We start from the raw sequence: 15454 nt of genomic DNA, 5'->3' as shown, positions 1-15454 counted from the left end.
CCACCGACATTGCCGTGCCAGACGCTGCGCCCCCCTCCCTCGCCGACCGCATCGAAGACGCCCTGCCGCAAACGCAGTGCACCAAGTGCGGCTACCACGGCTGCCGCCCCTACGCCGAAGCGATCGCCGCCGGCGCGGCCGGCATCAACCAGTGCCCGCCCGGCGGCGCCGAAGGCATCGCGCGCCTGTCCGCCGTGACCGGCTACCCCGTCATCCCGCTCAACCCGGTCAACGGCCTGGAGCGCCCGCGCGCCGTGGCCTACATCGACGAATCGCTCTGCATAGGCTGCACCTTGTGCATCCAGGCCTGCCCGGTGGACGCCATCGTCGGCGCGGCCAAGCAGATGCACACCGTGGTGCCTGACCTGTGCACCGGCTGCGACCTGTGCGTGAATCCCTGCCCGGTGGACTGCATCGTCATGTTTCCCGTCACGGAAGCGACCGGCTGGCAGGCCTGGTCGCAGGCCGACGCCGACGCCGCGCGCGAGCGGCACGACTTCCGCACCCTGCGCCTGCGCCGCGAGCGCGAGGAAAACGACGCGCGCCTGGCGGCCAAGGCGGTGGAGAAGATGAAGGCGGTGGACGCGCTGGACCCGGCCACGGCGGCCGGCGAGGCGGAAAAGGAGCGCAAGCGCGCCATCATCGCAGCGGCCATGGAACGCGCGCGCCTGAAGGCCGAGGCGGCGAAGAACGAAAAACCAGAGTAAATCCAGCGAATGAACGCAACGAATGAACGCAGCGAATGAACGCTACTAAGCGCCACGAAATCTTCAGCCGCCTGCGCGCGGCCAATCCCTCCCCCAAGACCGAGCTGGAATACAGCACGCCGTTCGAGCTGCTGATTGCCGTGCTGCTGTCGGCGCAAGCCACCGACGTGGGCGTGAACAAGGCCACGCGGCGGCTGTACCCGGTGGCCAACACGCCGCAAGCCATGCTGGACCTGGGCCTGGACGAGTTGACCGACTACATCAAGACCATCGGCCTGTACAAGACCAAGGCCAAGAACGTGCTGGCCACCTGCCGGATCTTGCTGGACAAGCACGGCGGCGAAGTGCCGCGCACGCGCGAAGAACTGGTGGAGCTGCCCGGCGTGGGGCGCAAGACCGCCAACGTGGTGCTCAACACGGCGTTCGGCGAGATCGCCATGGCGGTGGACACGCACATCTTCCGCGTCTCCAACCGCACCGGCATCGCGCCGGGCAAGAACGTGGATGTGGTCGAAGAAAAACTGATGAAGTTCGTGCCGAAGGAATTTCTGCTGGACGCGCACCACTGGCTGATCCTGCACGGGCGCTACACCTGCGTGGCGCGCAAGCCCCAGTGCTGGAACTGCATCATCGCCGACCTGTGCGAATACAAGGCCAAGACGCCGATTCCGGACGGGGTATAGCGGCGGCGCTTTGGCGGGTTACGGCGTTCCGCCTAACCCGCCCTACGAGCCGTGACGAACCACGACGAACCGTGGCACCGTGAAATTGTGGCGCCGTAGGGCGGGTTAGCGCGCAGCGCGTAACCCGCCGTTTCACAGCAAGACCATATTATCCCGGTGAATCAGCTCATGGCCTTCGAGGTAGCCCAGCACGGACTCGATCTCGGCCGACGGCTTGCGCTTGATCTTGCGCGCCTCCGCGCTGCTGTAGTTCGACAAGCCGCGCGCCACCGCGCTGCCATCCTCGGCCACGCAGGTAATCACCGCGCCGCGTCCGAACTCGCCCTTCACCTCGATCACGCCGATCGGCAGCAGCGACTTGCCTTCCTTGCTCAGTTTCTGCACCGCGCCCGCGTCCAGCACCACCTGGCCGGCAGTGTGCAAGTGGTCCGCCATCCACTGCTTGCGCGCCGTCAGGTGCCCGGTCTGCGCCGACAGCTCGGTGCCGATCGCCTCGCCGCCCGCCAGCCGCGTCAGCACGCTCTCCTCGCGCCCGAACGCGATCACCGTGTGCGCGCCCGACTTCGCTGCGCGCTTGGCCGCCAGGATCTTGGTCAGCATGCCGCCGCGTCCCAGCGACGAGCCGGCGCCACCCGCCATTGCCTCCAGCGCCGGATCGCCCGCGCGGCCCTGTGCGATCAGGTAGGCCGCCGGGTCCTTGCGCGGGTCGGCGCTGAACAGGCCGCGCTGGTCGGTCAGGATGATCAGCGCGTCGGCCTCGATCAGGTTGGCCACCAGCGCGCCCAGCGTGTCGTTGTCGCCGAACTTGATCTCGTCTGTCACCACCGTGTCGTTCTCGTTGATGATGGGCACGATGCCCAGCCGCAGCAAGGTGGTCAGGGTGGAGCGCGCATTCAGGTAGCGTTCGCGGTCGGCCAGGTCGGCGTGCGTGAGCAGCACCTGCGCCGTGCCCAGCTGGTGGGCGCGGAAGCTGGTTTCATAGATCTGCGCCAGGCCCATCTGGCCCACGGCGGCGCAGGCCTGCAGTTCGTGGATGTCGGTGGGGCGGGCCTCGAAGCCCAGGCGCAGCATGCCCTCGGCGATGGCGCCCGAGCTCACCAGCACCACTTCCTTGCCCAGCGCCCGCAAGGCGGCGATCTGCGCAGCCCAGCGCGCGATGGCGGCGTGGTCCAGGCCGCGGCCGTCGTTGGTGACCAGCGACGAGCCAACCTTGATGATGATGCGGGTGGATTTCTGTATGACGGAATTCATGGTGCGGCGGTTCTCATTTCAATCAACTCGATAGTCCCGGCGCGCGCTGCGCTGCGCTGCGCTGCCAAGCCGTGCCTTGCTTGCTTGATTTTCGAAGGGCGGGTTGCCCTGCCTTGCCGCAGACAGCGCCAGCCCATGGTGGCGGGCCGGCACTGTTGTAGGGAATGCAAATCAGCGAATAGCTGATTATGCCGTTGTTGCAGAGTTATTGCGAGTTACTGAAACTTAATCAAGGATCTTGAAACGGGGATCGTCCGGATCGATCGAGGAAATGCCGCGCGCCTCTTCCGTCATCTGGGTTTCCTCGGCACGCTGTTCGCTGTGCTTCACTTGTTCCAGGTGCTTGTAGATGGCGTTCACCAGTTCCTGCGTGCCCTCGTGGCTCAGCGCGGAAATCTCGAACACCGGGCCCTTGAAGCCGAACTTCTTGACGAAGTCCTTGACCTTCTTGGCGCGTTCGGCTTCCGGGATCACGTCCACCTTGTTCAGCACCAGCCAGCGCGGCTTGTCCACCAGCGCCTCGTCGTACTTCTTGAGCTCCTTGACCAGGGCCTTGGCTTCCTTGACCGGGTCGACGGTGTCCTCGAACGGGGCCAGGTCCACGATGTGCAGCAGCAGGCCGGTGCGCGACAGGTGGCGCAGGAACTGGTGGCCCAGGCCGGCGCCTTCGGCGGCGCCTTCGATCAGGCCGGGAATGTCGGCGATGACGAAGGATTTTTCATGCGACACGCGCACCACGCCCAGGTTGGGGTGCAGCGTCGTGAACGGGTAATCGGCGATTTTCGGCTTGGCGTTGGACACGGCCGTGATGAAGGTGGACTTGCCGGCGTTCGGCATGCCCAGCAGGCCGACGTCGGCCAGCACTTTCAATTCCAGGCGCAGCTCGCGGCGCGCACCTTCCTTGCCTTCGGTCTTCTGGCGCGGCGCACGGTTGGTCGACGTCTTGAAGTGGATGTTGCCCCAGCCGCCTTCGCCGCCCAGCGCCAGCAGTTCGGTCTGGCCGTGTTCGGTCATGTCGGCGATGATGTCGCCGTTGACTTCGTCGATGATCAGGGTGCCCACCGGCATGCGCAGGTAGATGTCATCGGCGCCCTTGCCGTAGCAATCCGAACCGCGGCCCGATTCGCCATCCTTGGCGCGGTGCATTTTCGAATAGCGGTAGTCGACCAGGGTGTTGACGTTGCGGTCGGCCACGGCCCAGATGGAACCGCCTTTGCCGCCGTCGCCGCCGTCAGGGCCGCCGAATGGGCGGAACTTCTCCCGGCAGAAAGAGGCGCAGCCGTTGCCGCCGTTGCCGGCGATGACTTCAATTCGTGCTTCGTCGATAAACTTCATAATGTGCCGCCATAAAACTAAAAAGGCTCTACCGTTGGCAGAGCCTTTCGATTGAAGGCTTGCGCCTTACTTTGCGTTGTAGCGCGGAATTACGCTGCTACTACGGTCACGAACTGGTGCGAGTTCGGGCCTTTGACAACGAACTTCACCTTGCCGTCCACCAGGGCGAACAGGGTGTGGTCCTTGCCGGTGCCAACGCCTTCGCCGGCGCGCACTGGGGTGCCGCGTTGACGAATGATGATGCCGCCAGCATTGATCGATTGGCCGCCGTACACTTTAACGCCGAGGCGCTTTGATTCTGAGTCACGGCCGTTGCGGGTAGTGCCGCCGCCTTTTTTGTGTGCCATTTATTAGCTCCTAAATTAGCTGTATTGAAGACGACGATTAGCCGTTGATCGAAACGATCTGGATTTCGGTGTAGTTCTGGCGATGGCCCTGATGCTTCTGGTAGTGCTTACGACGACGCATCTTGAAGATCTTGACCTTGTCGTGACGACCTTGGGAAACTACTTTCACCTGAACCGTTGCACCCGCGACGAGTGGCGTGCCAAACTTGATGGCTTCGCCTTCGCCTACTGCGAGTACTTGATCGATGGTGAGTTCGGAACCAATGTCAGCAGGTATCTGTTCTACTTTGAGTTTTTCGCCAGCGACAACTTTATACTGTTTGCCACCGGTTTTTATGACCGCGTACATGATTTGAAACCTCATCAAATGTTAAAAGAATCCTCCGCTGCGTACCGCAGAACAACAGTGTGGAACGGGGAGAACCTGCGATTATACACAAACTGAAAATTTGCGTCAAAGAGTATTCCAAATTCCCGGCCAGCATGGTATGTCGGCAATATTGCCGGACGGGGCGCGCGGCAAGATTGCCAAGCCGACATCCCCTGTGGCAATCGACACCACAGCCGGGGCATGTCGTATAATCGCGGCACTTCACTCACCCTTGCAGGTTTGCCTTGTCTGCCGCTACCCAACACGCCAACTCCAACACCATCACCCAGACCATCGCCGCCGATATGGACGCGGTGAACACGGTGATCCGCCAGCGCCTGCACTCGGAAGTGCCGCTGGTTAACCAGATTGCGGAATATATCATCAGCGCCGGCGGCAAGCGCATCCGTCCCGTACTCGTGCTGCTGGTGGCCAACGCCTACGCCTACAAAGGCGTGGCGCACCACGAATTGGCGGCGGTGGTCGAGTTCATCCACACCGCCACCCTGCTGCACGACGACGTGGTGGACGAATCGTCGCTGCGGCGCGGGCGCGCCACCGCCAACGCCCTGTTCGGCAACGCCGCCTCGGTGCTGGTGGGCGACTTCCTGTACTCGCGCGCCTTCCAGATGATGGTGTCGCTGGACAGCATGCGCGTGATGCAGATCCTGTCGGACGCCACCAACGTGATCGCCGAAGGTGAAGTGCTGCAGCTGCTCAACATGCACGACCCCGACGTGAGCGAAGAGCGCTACCTGCAAGTGATCCGCTCCAAGACCGCCAAACTGTTCGAAGCGGCCGCCGAGCTGGGCGCCCTGATTTCCGGCGCCAATGACGAGCAGATCGCCGCAGCCGGCGAATACGGCCGCTCGCTGGGCACCGCCTTCCAGCTGATCGACGACGTGCTCGACTACGCCGGCGACGCTGCCGAAATCGGCAAGAACGTCGGCGACGACCTGCGCGAAGGCAAGCCCACCCTGCCGCTGATCTGGCTGATGAGCCACGGCACCGAAGCGCAGCGCCAGCTGGTCCGTTCCTGCATTGAAAACGGCGACGAACAGCACTTCGACACCATCCTGGCCGCCATCACCGGCAGCGGCGCGCTGGACTACACCCGCCGCGCCGCCGAAGTGGCCGCCGAGCGCGCCGCCGCCGCCGTCGCCGGCCTGCCCGCCAGCGTCTACAAAGACGCCCTGCTGCAACTGGCCCGCTTCGCCGTCGACCGCACCCACTAAGCTCAGCTAAGCTAAAGCAACAAAAAATGGAGTCAGGGTTAATTATTCGGGAAATGTTTCCCGAATAATTAACCCTGACCCCATTTTGGTTTACAGGATTTCGTGGACCAGGGCCGGGGGGCGGCACAGGCGCACGCCCTTGGGGGTGACCACGAAGGGGCGGTTGATCAGCGCGGGGTGGGCCATCATGGCGTCCAGCAGGGCGGCGTCGCTCAGGCTGGCGTCGGCCAGGCCGAGCTGGTCGTACAGCTCGCCCTTGTCGCGCATGGCGCCGCGCACGGTCAGTCCGGCCCGGGTAATCAGCTCTTGCAGGCGCTCGCGCGTGGGCGGCGCGTTCAGGTAGTCGATGATCTCGGGCTCGATGCCGCTTTCGCGTATCAGCGCCAGCGCGCCGCGCGAGTTGCTGCAGGCGTTGTTGTGGTAGATGGTGATGGCCATGGCCGCTTCCTCCGTGTCGGTGAGGCGGCCATGCTAGGCGATACGGCGCCGGCGCGCAAGCGCTGCCGCCTTCCTTAATAACGGACGAAGTTGCTTTCTTCCGGCTCGGTTTCCATCGCCAGCGGCCGGGCGCCCGCGGCAGGCACGCGGCCGCGCACGGGGGCGCTGGCGCGCCGCGCGGGCGGCCGCCGCTCGCTCCCTTCCACGCGGAAGAACGCGACCGCCTGCTGCAGCTGTTCGGCCTGCCCGCTCATCTCCTCGGCAGTGGCGGCCAGTTCCTCGGAACTGGAGGCGTTCTGCTGGGTGGTCTGGCTGAGCTGGCCGATGGCGGAGTTGATCTGCGCCACGCCGCTCGATTGCTCTTCGGACGCAGCCGTGATCTCTTGCACCAGGTCGGAAGTCTTCTTGATGCTGGGCACCATCTCGTCGAGGAGCTTGCCGGCCTTTTGCGCCAGCTCCACGCTGCTGCCGGCCACTTCGCTGATTTCCTGCGCCGCCACCTGCGAACGCTCGGCCAGCTTGCGCACTTCGGCGGCCACCACCGCGAAACCTTTGCCGTGCTCGCCGGCGCGCGCCGCTTCGATGGCGGCGTTCAGCGCCAGCAGGTTGGTCTGGTAGGCGATGTCGTCGATGATGCCGATTTTCTTGGCGATCTGCGTCATCGCTTCCACCGTGGATTTCACGGCCGAGCCGCCTTCGGCAGCCTGGGTGGAGGCCTGCCCGGCCATGCTGTCGGTGACCTTGGCGTTCTCGGTGTTCTGCGCGATCGAGGCAGTCATTTCCTCCACCGAGGCGCTGGTTTCCTCCACGCCGGCGGCCTGCTCGCTGGCGGCCTGCGACAGCGACTGGGCGGTGGCGCTGATCTCTTCGGAGGCGCTGGCCAGCGCCTGGGCGCCGCTGCTCACTTCGGTAAGCACCGAGGCCAGCTTGTCGACCATGGTTTTCATGGCGTACAGCAGGCTGGCCTTGTCGCCGGGACGCAGCTCGACCTGCACCGTCAAATCGCCGCGCGCCACTTCGTTGACAATGCGTGCCGCGTACGCCGGCTCGCCGCCGATTTGCTCCAGCAGCTTGTCCACCATCTGCTTCATTGAATGCAGCAGGCTGCTGTTGTCGCCCGGCGCCAGCCGCACGTCCACCGCGAAATTGCCCTGCGCCACTTCATGCACGATGCCGGCCGCGTAAGCCGGTTCGCCGCCCAGCTGGCGCAGGATGCCGCGCAAGATGATCCAGCCCAGCGCCGAAAGCACCAGCAGCGCCACGGCCGCGGTGCCGTACATCAGGTACAGGGCGCGGCTGGAGGACATTTCGGCGGCCGCCACCGCTGCCGTGGCGGCGCGCTCGTTCAGCTCGATCACCTTGGCCAGCGCGTTTTCCGCATTGGCGTAGAGCGGCCGCAGTGCAATCAAGTCCTGGTGCAGCGTGGCGAAGCCGGCCTTGCGCTGCTCGGCGCCGGTGGCCCGCACCAGGTCGCCCGCCACCTGGTCGAAGCGCTGCTCGGCGGCCTTCCACAGGTCCCATTCCTTGACGAACTGCTGCCACAAGGCCGCTTCCTCGGCGTCCTGCGGCAGGCGTTCGTAGGTCTTCCAGGCCTTGTCGACCCGGCCCCAGTATTCCTGCTTGCTGCGCAGGTTGCGTTCGATTTCGCCGAACTGCTCGGGGTAGCCGGCCAGCGCGTCGATCGCCCGGCTGGACGAGCGCAACGCGGTCTGGCCTTCGTTGACGATTTGCAGGTTGAGCACCGAGGGCAGCTTGTTGCGGCCCACGTCGTCCAGCATCTCGCCGCCGTGCTGCATGCCGCGTATGCCGATCAGCATCACGATCAGCAGCGCCAGCAGGCTGACGCCGATCAGGGTGATCAGCTTGGCCCGCACCGTCATCGTATTGAGCATAAGGTCTCCTCCATGCGCCGCCCTGGGCGGCTATCGCGTGCCCCTCGGGTCAGGCTGCGGCGGGCGCGCCGCCCATGTGCGCCATCGCTTCCAGCTCCGTTACCGACAGCACCTGGTCGGTGTTGAGCAGGATCACGAACTTGCCGTTGACCTTGCCCATGCCGGCAATGAACTCGGCGCGGATGCGGGCGCCGAACTGCGGCGCCGGCTCGATGTCGGACGGCGGAATGTCGATCACGGCGTTGACCGCGTCCACCATCACGCCCACCACCTGCTGCTCGCCGTCCGCGTCGATCTCGACAATGACGATGGCGGTGCGCTTGCCGATCTGGGTGGGCGGGCGGCCGAAGCGCGCCGCCAGGTCCATCACCGGCACCACGGCGCCGCGCAGGTTGATCACGCCGCGCACACACTCGGGCATCAGCGGCACGGTGGTCAGGCCGTCGTATTCGATGATTTCCTTGATGGCCAGGATGCCGATGGCGAACACTTCGCCGCCCAGCATGAAGGTGAGGAACTGGGCCGACTCCTGCGCCAGGGCCGGCGCCGCACTGCGGCCCGCTTGCACCATTGCTGTCATGGGAAACTCCTTGTGAAATTGGTCAGGCAGCCAGCTGCGGCAGGTCGGCGCCGCCGCCGCCCCCGCCACGGCCGACGATGGCCGGCACGTCCAGGATCAGCGCCACTTCCCCGCTGCCCAGTATGGTGGAGCCGCTGATGCAGCGCAGCTGGCTGAACATGCGGCCCAGCGGCTTGATCACGGTCTGGAATTCGCCGTGCAGCGCGTCCACCACCAGGCCGATGCGCTGGCCGGCGTGCTTGACCACGACGATGCTTTCGCGCCGCGGCGGCGGCGTGGTGACGCCGAACAGCGAGCGCAGCCGGATAAAGGGCAGCACCTGGCCGCGCAGATTGGTGTAGTCGTGCCCGGGCTCGGCGGCGAACTCGATGCACTCGTCTATCATGTCCAGCGGCACCACGAAGGTGGCCGTGCCCAGGCCCACCAGGAAGCCGTCGATAATCGCCAGGGTGAGCGGCAAACGCACGGTGACGGTGGTGCCCAGGCCGGGCGCGCTGTCCACCGTGACCGTGCCGCGCAGGGCGGTGATGTTTTTCTTCACCACGTCCATGCCCACGCCGCGCCCGGACAGGTTGGTGATGGCGGCCGCCGTGGAGAAGCCGGGCTCGAAGATCAGGCCGTAGATTTCCTGGTCGCTCAGCTTGCGGTCCGGCTCGATCAGGCCGCGCTCGATGGCCTTGGCCAGGATGCGTTCCCGGTCCAGCCCGCCGCCGTCGTCGGACACCTCGATGACGATGCTGCCCGAGTCGTGGAAGGCGTTCAGGCGCACCGTGCCGCGCAGGGGCTTGCCGCGCTCGGCGCGCACCTCGGCCGGCTCGATGCCGTGGTCGATGGCGTTGCGCACCAGGTGGGTCAGCGGGTCGCCGATCTTCTCCACCACGGTTTTGTCCAGTTCGGTGTCCTCGCCGCTCACGGCCAGGCCGATGTCCTTGCCGATCTCGCGCGCCACGTCGTGCACCACGCGCTGGAAGCGGTTGAAGGTGGCGCCGATCTTCACCATGCGCAGCTGCAGCGCCGAGTCGCGCACCTGCTCCACCAGGTCGCTCAGCATGGAGGTGCACTCCAGCAGTTCGCTGTTGCGCACCTGGCGCGCAATCAGGTTGGCCGACGCGCCCACGATGATGAGTTCGCCCACCAGGTTGATCAGCAGGTCCAGCTTGTCGGCGTCCACGCGGATCGAGCGGCTCTCGGTGGGCTTGGGCTCGGCCGCCTGCTTCTGCTTGGTCAGCGCGGCCTCCACCATCACGGGCTCGGCGGTGCCCTGCCCCACCAGGATGGCGCCCAGCGGCGGCGCGGCGGCCGGCGACTGGCCGGCGGCGGCCTGCACCTGCAGCGCCGCGTCCAGCTCGCGCTGGGTGATGCAGCCGCAGCGCACCAGGATCTCGCCCAGCAAGGCCTTCTGCTCGGGCAGTTCGCGGATCAGGCGCACGTACTCTTCCACCCGGCTGCGCGGCGGCAGGATCTGCAGGGTGCAGGAATCCTGCACGAACTCGAACACGCCTTCGATGGCGGTCTTGTCGGCCTCGGTTTCCAGGGAGATCTCAAAGCCGAGGTAGCAGGTTTCCGGGTCCATCTGCTCGGCGGCGGGAATCGCGTCGGCCATGGTCACGATGCCGACGATGCGGCCGATCTGGCCCAGGTAGCGGATGAAGGACAGCGGGTCCATGCCGTCGCGCAGCACGTCGGGGCCGAAGCGCAGCGACAGGTGCCAGGCGTCGCTGGCGCCGCCCGGCTCGCCCATGCGCTCCACGCCGGGATGCTCGCCTGCCACCAGCGCCCCGCCCTCCGCATGGCTGTCGCCCTCGGCGGGCTGGCCCATCTGCACGCGCAGCTGCGCGAGCAGGGGCTTGCCCTCGGCCAGCATGGCCGCGTCGGCCTCGGTCTGGCCCGCTTCGAGTGCGGTGATCATGCCGGACAAGTGGTCGCAGCACGACAGCAGCAGCACGATCAGCTCGTCGGTGAGCGACAGCTTGCCGTCCCGCACCTCGTCCAGCAGGCTTTCCACCACGTGGGTGAAGGCCACGATGTGGTCCAGGCTGAACAGCCCGGCCGAGCCCTTGATGGTGTGGGCGGCGCGGAAGATGGCGTGCACGGCCTCGTCGCTGCCGCCGGACTGGCCGGCGTTGAGCAGCGCGTTTTCCATGTCTTCCAGCAGCTCCCGGCTTTCCAGGATGAAGGTTTGCAGCGCCAGGTCCAGGTCCATCGTGTTGCCTCCACTGAGGGTAGTGCTTGGTGATCTTCTAATGACCCTTGCGCGGTTCGATCAGCAGGGCGTCCCCGAACCAGGCACCGAGGTCCAGCAGCTCGAACACCTCCAGCACGGCCGGGCTGTGGCCGGTGAGGCGCAGCTCGCGCTGCTCGGCGCGCGCCACCTGCTTGGCCAGCATCAGCACCTGCAGTCCCGCGCTGTCCATCTCGGTCACGCCGGCCAGGTCCACTTCCAGGCTGGTGCTGCGCTGCAGCTCGCCCAGCAGCAGGGTCTTCATGTCGGCAGCCCGGTAGATGTTCAGCTCGCCGTCAATGGCGACCCGGCCGGTGCTCACGGCAGCACCAGCTTCTGCACCGCGCCCAGCAGCACTTCCGGCTTGAAGGGCTTGACCACCCAGGCCTTGGCGCCGGCCGCCTGGCCTTCGCGTTTCTTGGCTTCCTGCGATTCCGTGGTCAGCATGATCACCGGCGTGAACTTATAGTTGGGCAGCTGCTTGATTTCCTTGACGAAGGTAATCCCGTCCATATTGGGCATGTTGACGTCGCACACCACGAGGTTGACCTTTTGCCCGGTGAGCTTGGACAGCGCGTCCATGCCGTCGCGCGCCTCGATCACGTCGTAGCCTGCGCCCTTGAGCGCGATGCCGACCACTTGCCGCAAGGAGGCCGAATCGTCGATGACCATGATGGTTTTTGCCATAGTGCTTCCCTAGAAAAATGTCACTTCGTCCGACGGCGCGGCAATCACCTTCTGCTCGCCCCGGTGCACCGCATGCTCCTCCGCCATGGCGTAGGTTTTTTCCAGCTCGCCCAGCAGCGCGGAGGCTTGCGGCGCCTCCAGCGCAGACCCATGCTGATAGTGCTGGCGGTTCTCGTCAAGCAAACTCGGCAGTAGCCCGATATTGTGACTCACGTGGCCCAGCACCTGGCTGACGCGGTCCTGGAACTGCAGCTGCACCAGCGCCTCGCCCACTTCCCCCTTGATACTGACGCTCTCCTGCTTGAGCAGTTCGGACGACTGCGCCATGGCGTCGGTCAGGTTGCGGAACTCGCGCAGCACGGCATCGATGGTGCCTTCGGACGACTGCATGGCCTGGTCCTCGGCCGCGCTGGACTCGGTGGCGGCCTTGCAGGCGGTGACGATGGCCACGCTGATCTTGCCGACGCGGTCGCTGATGCTGCGCCCGGTTTCGGCCGAGCGGTTGGACAGGTTGCGCACCTCCTGCGCCACCACCGCGAAGCCGCGCCCGGCCGGTCCGGCGCGCGCCGCCTCGATGGCCGCGTTCAGCGCCAGCAGATTGGTCTGCGCGGCGATGCTGGCTACGCCCTCGGCCATGTCGCGCAGCTCGCGCGTGAATTGTTCCAGCTCGCGGATGCGGGTCAGCATGGCGTGCTTGGACGCCAGCGCCGACTTCATGGTGGCCACCACGTCGCCCAGCTGGCGCTCGCTGTTGGCGAACACCTGGCTCAGGGAGGCGCCGTCCTGGCTGTCGGCTGCGGCGCTGGACAGGCGCAGCGTGTCGTCCAGCTTGTCGACGATGGTGGAGAAACGGGTAGCCAGTTCAGCGACAGCCTCTTCCATCTGGCTGCGCGAGGATTCGATGTGGCGGCACCAGACCGGGGTGACTTCCTCGGCGAAGTGCTGGCGGCCGTCCAGGTAGTCCTGCACATCGGCGCGGGCATCGGCACCGCCTCCGCTGCCAAGCTGGAGCCAGGCGTAGGCGCCGGCGGCAAGGAAAGCCAGCGCGCCGAGGATGCCGTACCAGCCGCCGTTCGGCCAGAACAGCGCCATCACGGCGGCGGCGATAGCGATGGCGGCCGGATAGTTACGGCCGCCGGTGTTGTCTAAGAGAGCGTTCAATGGTTCTTTCTCAGGGTTGGGGAACCTCAAGCCAGGCAAGCACACTGCCGGATCATTCTATCAAAAACATATTTGCGATTTGAAAGATCGATGCGCTTGGACGAAAAAACCACGCTTGCACGAAAGAAGTGACCAGCAATGACGAAGCGGCATAGTTGCCAATTGCGTCATTTTCTGGTGTAATTTAAGCCTACACCGTCGGGGTGTAGCTTAGCCCGGTAGAGCGCTACGTTCGGGACGTAGAGGCCGGAGGTTCGAATCCTCTCACCCCGACCAGTGCTGCCAGATCCGCCCTCGCGCGGAACGGCGAGCGTTCCGCAGCCAGGCTCGTCCGCTTTTAGAACAAATGGTTCACACCGATGGAAACCCCGGTTTGCCGCGTTTGCGCAGCAGACATGGCCAGCTTCCCATCAAAATTCGTACGGTCGATTTCGGCATACAGGCTGGAGCGTTTTGACAGCGTGTAATAGGACGTCAAGATCAGCGTATCCCGCTTGCCGGCCGTGCCAGCCGTTTCGGTCTTGTTCCAGTAGTACGCGCTGCCTACCTTCACAAACGGCGTGATGAGGTATTCACCGCCAAGCCATGAATACCTGGAGGTATTGTCCAACGCCCCCGTCTCCTGCTTTTCATCTGCGTACCCCACGGCAAGGCGCAACGGCCCCCCGTTGTATGCCGCACCTAAGGTGAAGTGGCTGTTTTCCCGATACGCGGCAGCAACCGGGAGCGTGCGCCTGGTATATGCGCCGCCAAACGCGACGCTGCCCAGGCTGTAGCTGGCGCCGATGGCTTTCGCTGTGCCGTTATTTACGCTTCCCGCCTGCTCGCCAGGCGCATACTCGGCCCTTACCGTTACCGGCCCGAGCGTGCCACTGTACTGAATATCATTGTTGAATCGAAAACCGGCGGAGGCCGCCACGGCATAGGTACTCAGCGGGAAGCGGAATGCAAACGGTTCGTAGACTGCGATGGTCCTGGACGCGACAGTGTATTGGCGTCCCACATCGATACTGCCAAAGGCACCGCCAATACCCACGGTCGCCGTGCGGTTGAAAAGCGTGTTCGGTACATCAAGTGCGCCGGTGCCGTTGATGAAGCCGCTTTCCAGCGCGAAGTGCGCGTTATAGCCGCCGCCGAGATCTTCCACCCCCTTGAAGCCGAGGCGGTTCGACATCGACGTTCCGTTCGACGTCATCGTGAGTTTGCCATTGCCCTCAGCGTCGGCATTTGTCGCGTACCGGACGCCGCCATCGATGGATCCATACACTGTCAATGCCGACTGGGCGGATGCAAGCCCGCTTACGCCCAACAAGACCGGCAACATAACTGATTTCTTCATTTTTCATCTCCTTTTTTGACACATTGAATACAGCGATTTCTTGTTTTCTATCCCTACAGACGTGCACCGTCCTGCCGACGTGGTCGGCAAAAATTAAAAAACGGGCGAGCGGCATCCGCGTCAATCAGCTATTGAACGCGGCACTGTGGTCAGCAGAGTTGTGCAGTAAGCCGGCGCGTCACCCAGGCCTGGCCCGCAAGCCGGGAGTTTTGAACACACATGAGAGGCGTCCCGCACTGTGCAGGTGCGGCTGGCACGCCGGCAGTCGAACCGTTACTTCGTGGTGAACCCGGTGAGCCAGTTCAAATTGTTTTCGAGCTGCCAGTTTTGGGTTCCGCTTTTCCAGCCAGCGTCGAGCGAAAGTCCACTGCCGTAGCAATCGCCCGAAAGGCGCATATAGCAATGGTCGGCAGAGAGATCTGAGACTTGTGAATTCTTCACGATCAGCCAGCCGCTATTGTTCGCTGCCTGGCAGCCATACGCGGTCGAACCGCAATTCATGCCGGTCACTTCCTGCAATTGGCTGCGCGCCGCCGCTGCGTTGCCTCCGTTGAAGCTGTCCTTCTCGCCATTGACAGCGAGCAGGCGGTCGCTCGGCAGGCTGCGATTGCCGTTGGCAACGCATGCACGGAGATCGTAGTTTGTGTATTGCACTCCCGCGCCGATGGCATACGCTGCCTGGACCCGGGAATCGTAGTTTTTCGCCAGGATAGCCATAATAGCGCCCTGGCTGAAGCCGCCCACCACGATACCCTTGGAACAGTCTGCCTTGCCGCGCGTGCAAAGCTGGCTTATTGCGCTTGCCGCGCTATCGGGATTGAAGGCGCAACTGGCTTTGGCGCCGATGTTTGAACACGTTCCAAACGTGCTGCTCGCATATTCGATGGTTGCCGCAACATAGCCCTTCGCGGCCATGCGCTTGACCGCTTCGGTCGCCGACGCATTGTTGTAGGTTTCGTACGTGCCAACCATATACACAAACACGGGATACTTGCCCGCTGCGCCAGGCTCCATGCCTGAAATGTTGTAGCTGCTGTTACAGGTGCTGGCGCCATAGCCGGCACCGGTGTAGCTTGCGGTGAAATTGCTCTGGGCCGTCACCGCACCGCATAAAACCGACGCGCACAAGGCGCCAGCCACGCGCAGGGCGTGGAAAATCCTGGTCTTCATTGTTTGTCTCCGTGAGTTGTTGGTCGTTCAGAAGCGTA

The 15454-nt window shown here is 64.5% G+C and carries 16 protein-coding genes and 1 tRNA gene; 4 read left to right on the top strand and 13 right to left on the bottom strand.

The window, feature by feature from the left end:
- Positions 1 to 14: 14 nt before the first annotated feature.
- Both rsxB and nth read left to right on the top strand, forming a co-directional pair.
- Positions 15 to 707 carry an electron transport complex subunit RsxB gene (rsxB, locus tag ASC94_RS20105; protein ID WP_229417344.1) on the top strand — a complete coding sequence of 231 codons (693 nt, stop codon included), beginning with the start codon at positions 15 to 17 and terminating at the stop codon, positions 705 to 707.
- A 35-nt stretch (positions 708 to 742) separates the two neighbouring features.
- Positions 743 to 1390 (top strand): endonuclease III, encoded by a 648-nt coding sequence (gene nth, locus ASC94_RS20100; RefSeq protein WP_056399376.1) that lies wholly within the window; start codon positions 743 to 745, stop codon positions 1388 to 1390.
- 132 nt (positions 1391 to 1522) lie between these two features.
- Here nth and proB read toward each other — a convergent pair whose 3' ends face one another.
- The 4 genes from proB to rplU form a co-directional block, all read right to left on the bottom strand.
- Entirely contained in the window at positions 1523 to 2641 is a 1119-nt protein-coding gene (gene proB, locus ASC94_RS20095) for a glutamate 5-kinase (RefSeq protein WP_056399373.1), read from the bottom strand.
- Between the two features lie 225 nt (positions 2642 to 2866).
- Positions 2867 to 3976 carry a GTPase ObgE gene (obgE, locus tag ASC94_RS20090; protein WP_056399369.1) on the bottom strand — a complete coding sequence of 370 codons (1110 nt, stop codon included), beginning with the start codon at positions 3974 to 3976 and terminating at the stop codon, positions 2867 to 2869.
- A gap of 89 nt (positions 3977 to 4065) precedes the next feature.
- Positions 4066 to 4323: a 50S ribosomal protein L27 gene (gene rpmA / locus ASC94_RS20085; RefSeq protein ID WP_056399363.1), complete on the bottom strand. Its 258-nt coding sequence runs from the start codon at positions 4321 to 4323 to the stop codon at positions 4066 to 4068.
- Between the two features lie 37 nt (positions 4324 to 4360).
- Positions 4361 to 4672 carry a 50S ribosomal protein L21 gene (gene rplU / locus ASC94_RS32010; protein WP_057153473.1) on the bottom strand — a complete coding sequence of 104 codons (312 nt, stop codon included), beginning with the start codon at positions 4670 to 4672 and terminating at the stop codon, positions 4361 to 4363.
- A gap of 266 nt (positions 4673 to 4938) precedes the next feature.
- Here rplU and ispB point away from each other — a divergent pair, with 266 nt between their 5' ends.
- A complete protein-coding gene (gene ispB / locus ASC94_RS20075) occupies positions 4939 to 5928 on the top strand; it encodes an octaprenyl diphosphate synthase (protein ID WP_056399356.1) in 990 nt (329 codons plus the stop codon).
- Positions 5929 to 6018: 90 nt separating this feature from the next.
- Here ispB and arsC read toward each other — a convergent pair whose 3' ends face one another.
- From arsC to ASC94_RS33825, 7 genes are all read right to left on the bottom strand, one after another.
- Positions 6019 to 6366 (bottom strand): arsenate reductase (glutaredoxin), encoded by a 348-nt coding sequence (gene arsC / locus ASC94_RS20070; RefSeq protein ID WP_056399347.1) that lies wholly within the window; start codon positions 6364 to 6366, stop codon positions 6019 to 6021.
- 74 nt (positions 6367 to 6440) lie between these two features.
- Complete coding sequence (locus ASC94_RS20065) at positions 6441 to 8258, bottom strand: methyl-accepting chemotaxis protein (protein ID WP_056399346.1); 1818 nt, start codon at positions 8256 to 8258, stop codon at positions 6441 to 6443.
- 49 nt (positions 8259 to 8307) lie between these two features.
- Positions 8308 to 8838 carry a chemotaxis protein CheW gene (locus ASC94_RS20060; RefSeq protein WP_056399760.1) on the bottom strand — a complete coding sequence of 177 codons (531 nt, stop codon included), beginning with the start codon at positions 8836 to 8838 and terminating at the stop codon, positions 8308 to 8310.
- 22 nt (positions 8839 to 8860) lie between these two features.
- Positions 8861 to 11041 (bottom strand): chemotaxis protein CheA, encoded by a 2181-nt coding sequence (locus ASC94_RS20055; protein WP_056399345.1) that lies wholly within the window; start codon positions 11039 to 11041, stop codon positions 8861 to 8863.
- A 37-nt stretch (positions 11042 to 11078) separates the two neighbouring features.
- Complete coding sequence (locus ASC94_RS20050) at positions 11079 to 11381, bottom strand: lipid asymmetry maintenance protein MlaB (RefSeq protein WP_056399343.1); 303 nt, start codon at positions 11379 to 11381, stop codon at positions 11079 to 11081.
- Entirely contained in the window at positions 11378 to 11746 is a 369-nt protein-coding gene (locus tag ASC94_RS20045; RefSeq protein WP_056399336.1) for a response regulator, read from the bottom strand. Before ASC94_RS20045 ends, ASC94_RS20050 begins: the two co-directional genes overlap by 4 nt.
- Positions 11747 to 11755: 9 nt before the next feature.
- Positions 11756 to 12907 carry a methyl-accepting chemotaxis protein gene (locus tag ASC94_RS33825; protein WP_056399333.1) on the bottom strand — a complete coding sequence of 384 codons (1152 nt, stop codon included), beginning with the start codon at positions 12905 to 12907 and terminating at the stop codon, positions 11756 to 11758.
- Positions 12908 to 13106: 199 nt separating this feature from the next.
- On the opposite strand from ASC94_RS33825, the gene ASC94_RS20035 reads away from it, so the two are divergent.
- Positions 13107 to 13183 (top strand) — tRNA-Pro (locus ASC94_RS20035).
- A gap of 61 nt (positions 13184 to 13244) precedes the next feature.
- Here ASC94_RS20035 and ASC94_RS20030 read toward each other — a convergent pair.
- Positions 13245 to 14246 (bottom strand): porin, encoded by a 1002-nt coding sequence (locus tag ASC94_RS20030; protein ID WP_082616690.1) that lies wholly within the window; start codon positions 14244 to 14246, stop codon positions 13245 to 13247.
- 273 nt (positions 14247 to 14519) lie between these two features.
- Positions 14520 to 15416 (bottom strand): S9 family peptidase, encoded by an 897-nt coding sequence (locus ASC94_RS20025; protein ID WP_056399322.1) that lies wholly within the window; start codon positions 15414 to 15416, stop codon positions 14520 to 14522.
- Positions 15417 to 15454: the final 38 nt, after the last annotated feature.

It is taken from the genome of Massilia sp. Root418 (assembly GCF_001425265.1).
Taxonomy (GTDB): domain Bacteria; phylum Pseudomonadota; class Gammaproteobacteria; order Burkholderiales; family Burkholderiaceae_D; genus Rugamonas.
Note: the sequence above shows the minus strand (reverse complement) of the source record. Positions and strands in the feature narration are given on the sequence as shown.

Coding starts and splice junctions, on each gene's coding strand:
- ASC94_RS20055 (WP_056399345.1), bottom strand. CDS start 11,041: ATGGACCTGGACCTGGCGCTGCAAACCTTCATCCTGGAAAGCCGGGAG.
- ASC94_RS20045 (WP_056399336.1), bottom strand. CDS start 11,746: ATGGCAAAAACCATCATGGTCATCGACGATTCGGCCTCCTTGCGGCAA.
- arsC (WP_056399347.1), bottom strand. CDS start 6,366: ATGGCCATCACCATCTACCACAACAACGCCTGCAGCAACTCGCGCGGC.
- ASC94_RS20065 (WP_056399346.1), bottom strand. CDS start 8,258: ATGCTCAATACGATGACGGTGCGGGCCAAGCTGATCACCCTGATCGGC.
- ASC94_RS20025 (WP_056399322.1), bottom strand. CDS start 15,416: ATGAAGACCAGGATTTTCCACGCCCTGCGCGTGGCTGGCGCCTTGTGC.
- ASC94_RS20030 (WP_082616690.1), bottom strand. CDS start 14,246: ATGAAGAAATCAGTTATGTTGCCGGTCTTGTTGGGCGTAAGCGGGCTT.
- obgE (WP_056399369.1), bottom strand. CDS start 3,976: ATGAAGTTTATCGACGAAGCACGAATTGAAGTCATCGCCGGCAACGGC.
- rplU (WP_057153473.1), bottom strand. CDS start 4,672: ATGTACGCGGTCATAAAAACCGGTGGCAAACAGTATAAAGTTGTCGCT.
- proB (WP_056399373.1), bottom strand. CDS start 2,641: ATGAATTCCGTCATACAGAAATCCACCCGCATCATCATCAAGGTTGGC.
- ASC94_RS20060 (WP_056399760.1), bottom strand. CDS start 8,838: ATGACAGCAATGGTGCAAGCGGGCCGCAGTGCGGCGCCGGCCCTGGCG.
- nth (WP_056399376.1), top strand. CDS start 743: ATGAACGCTACTAAGCGCCACGAAATCTTCAGCCGCCTGCGCGCGGCC.
- rpmA (WP_056399363.1), bottom strand. CDS start 4,323: ATGGCACACAAAAAAGGCGGCGGCACTACCCGCAACGGCCGTGACTCA.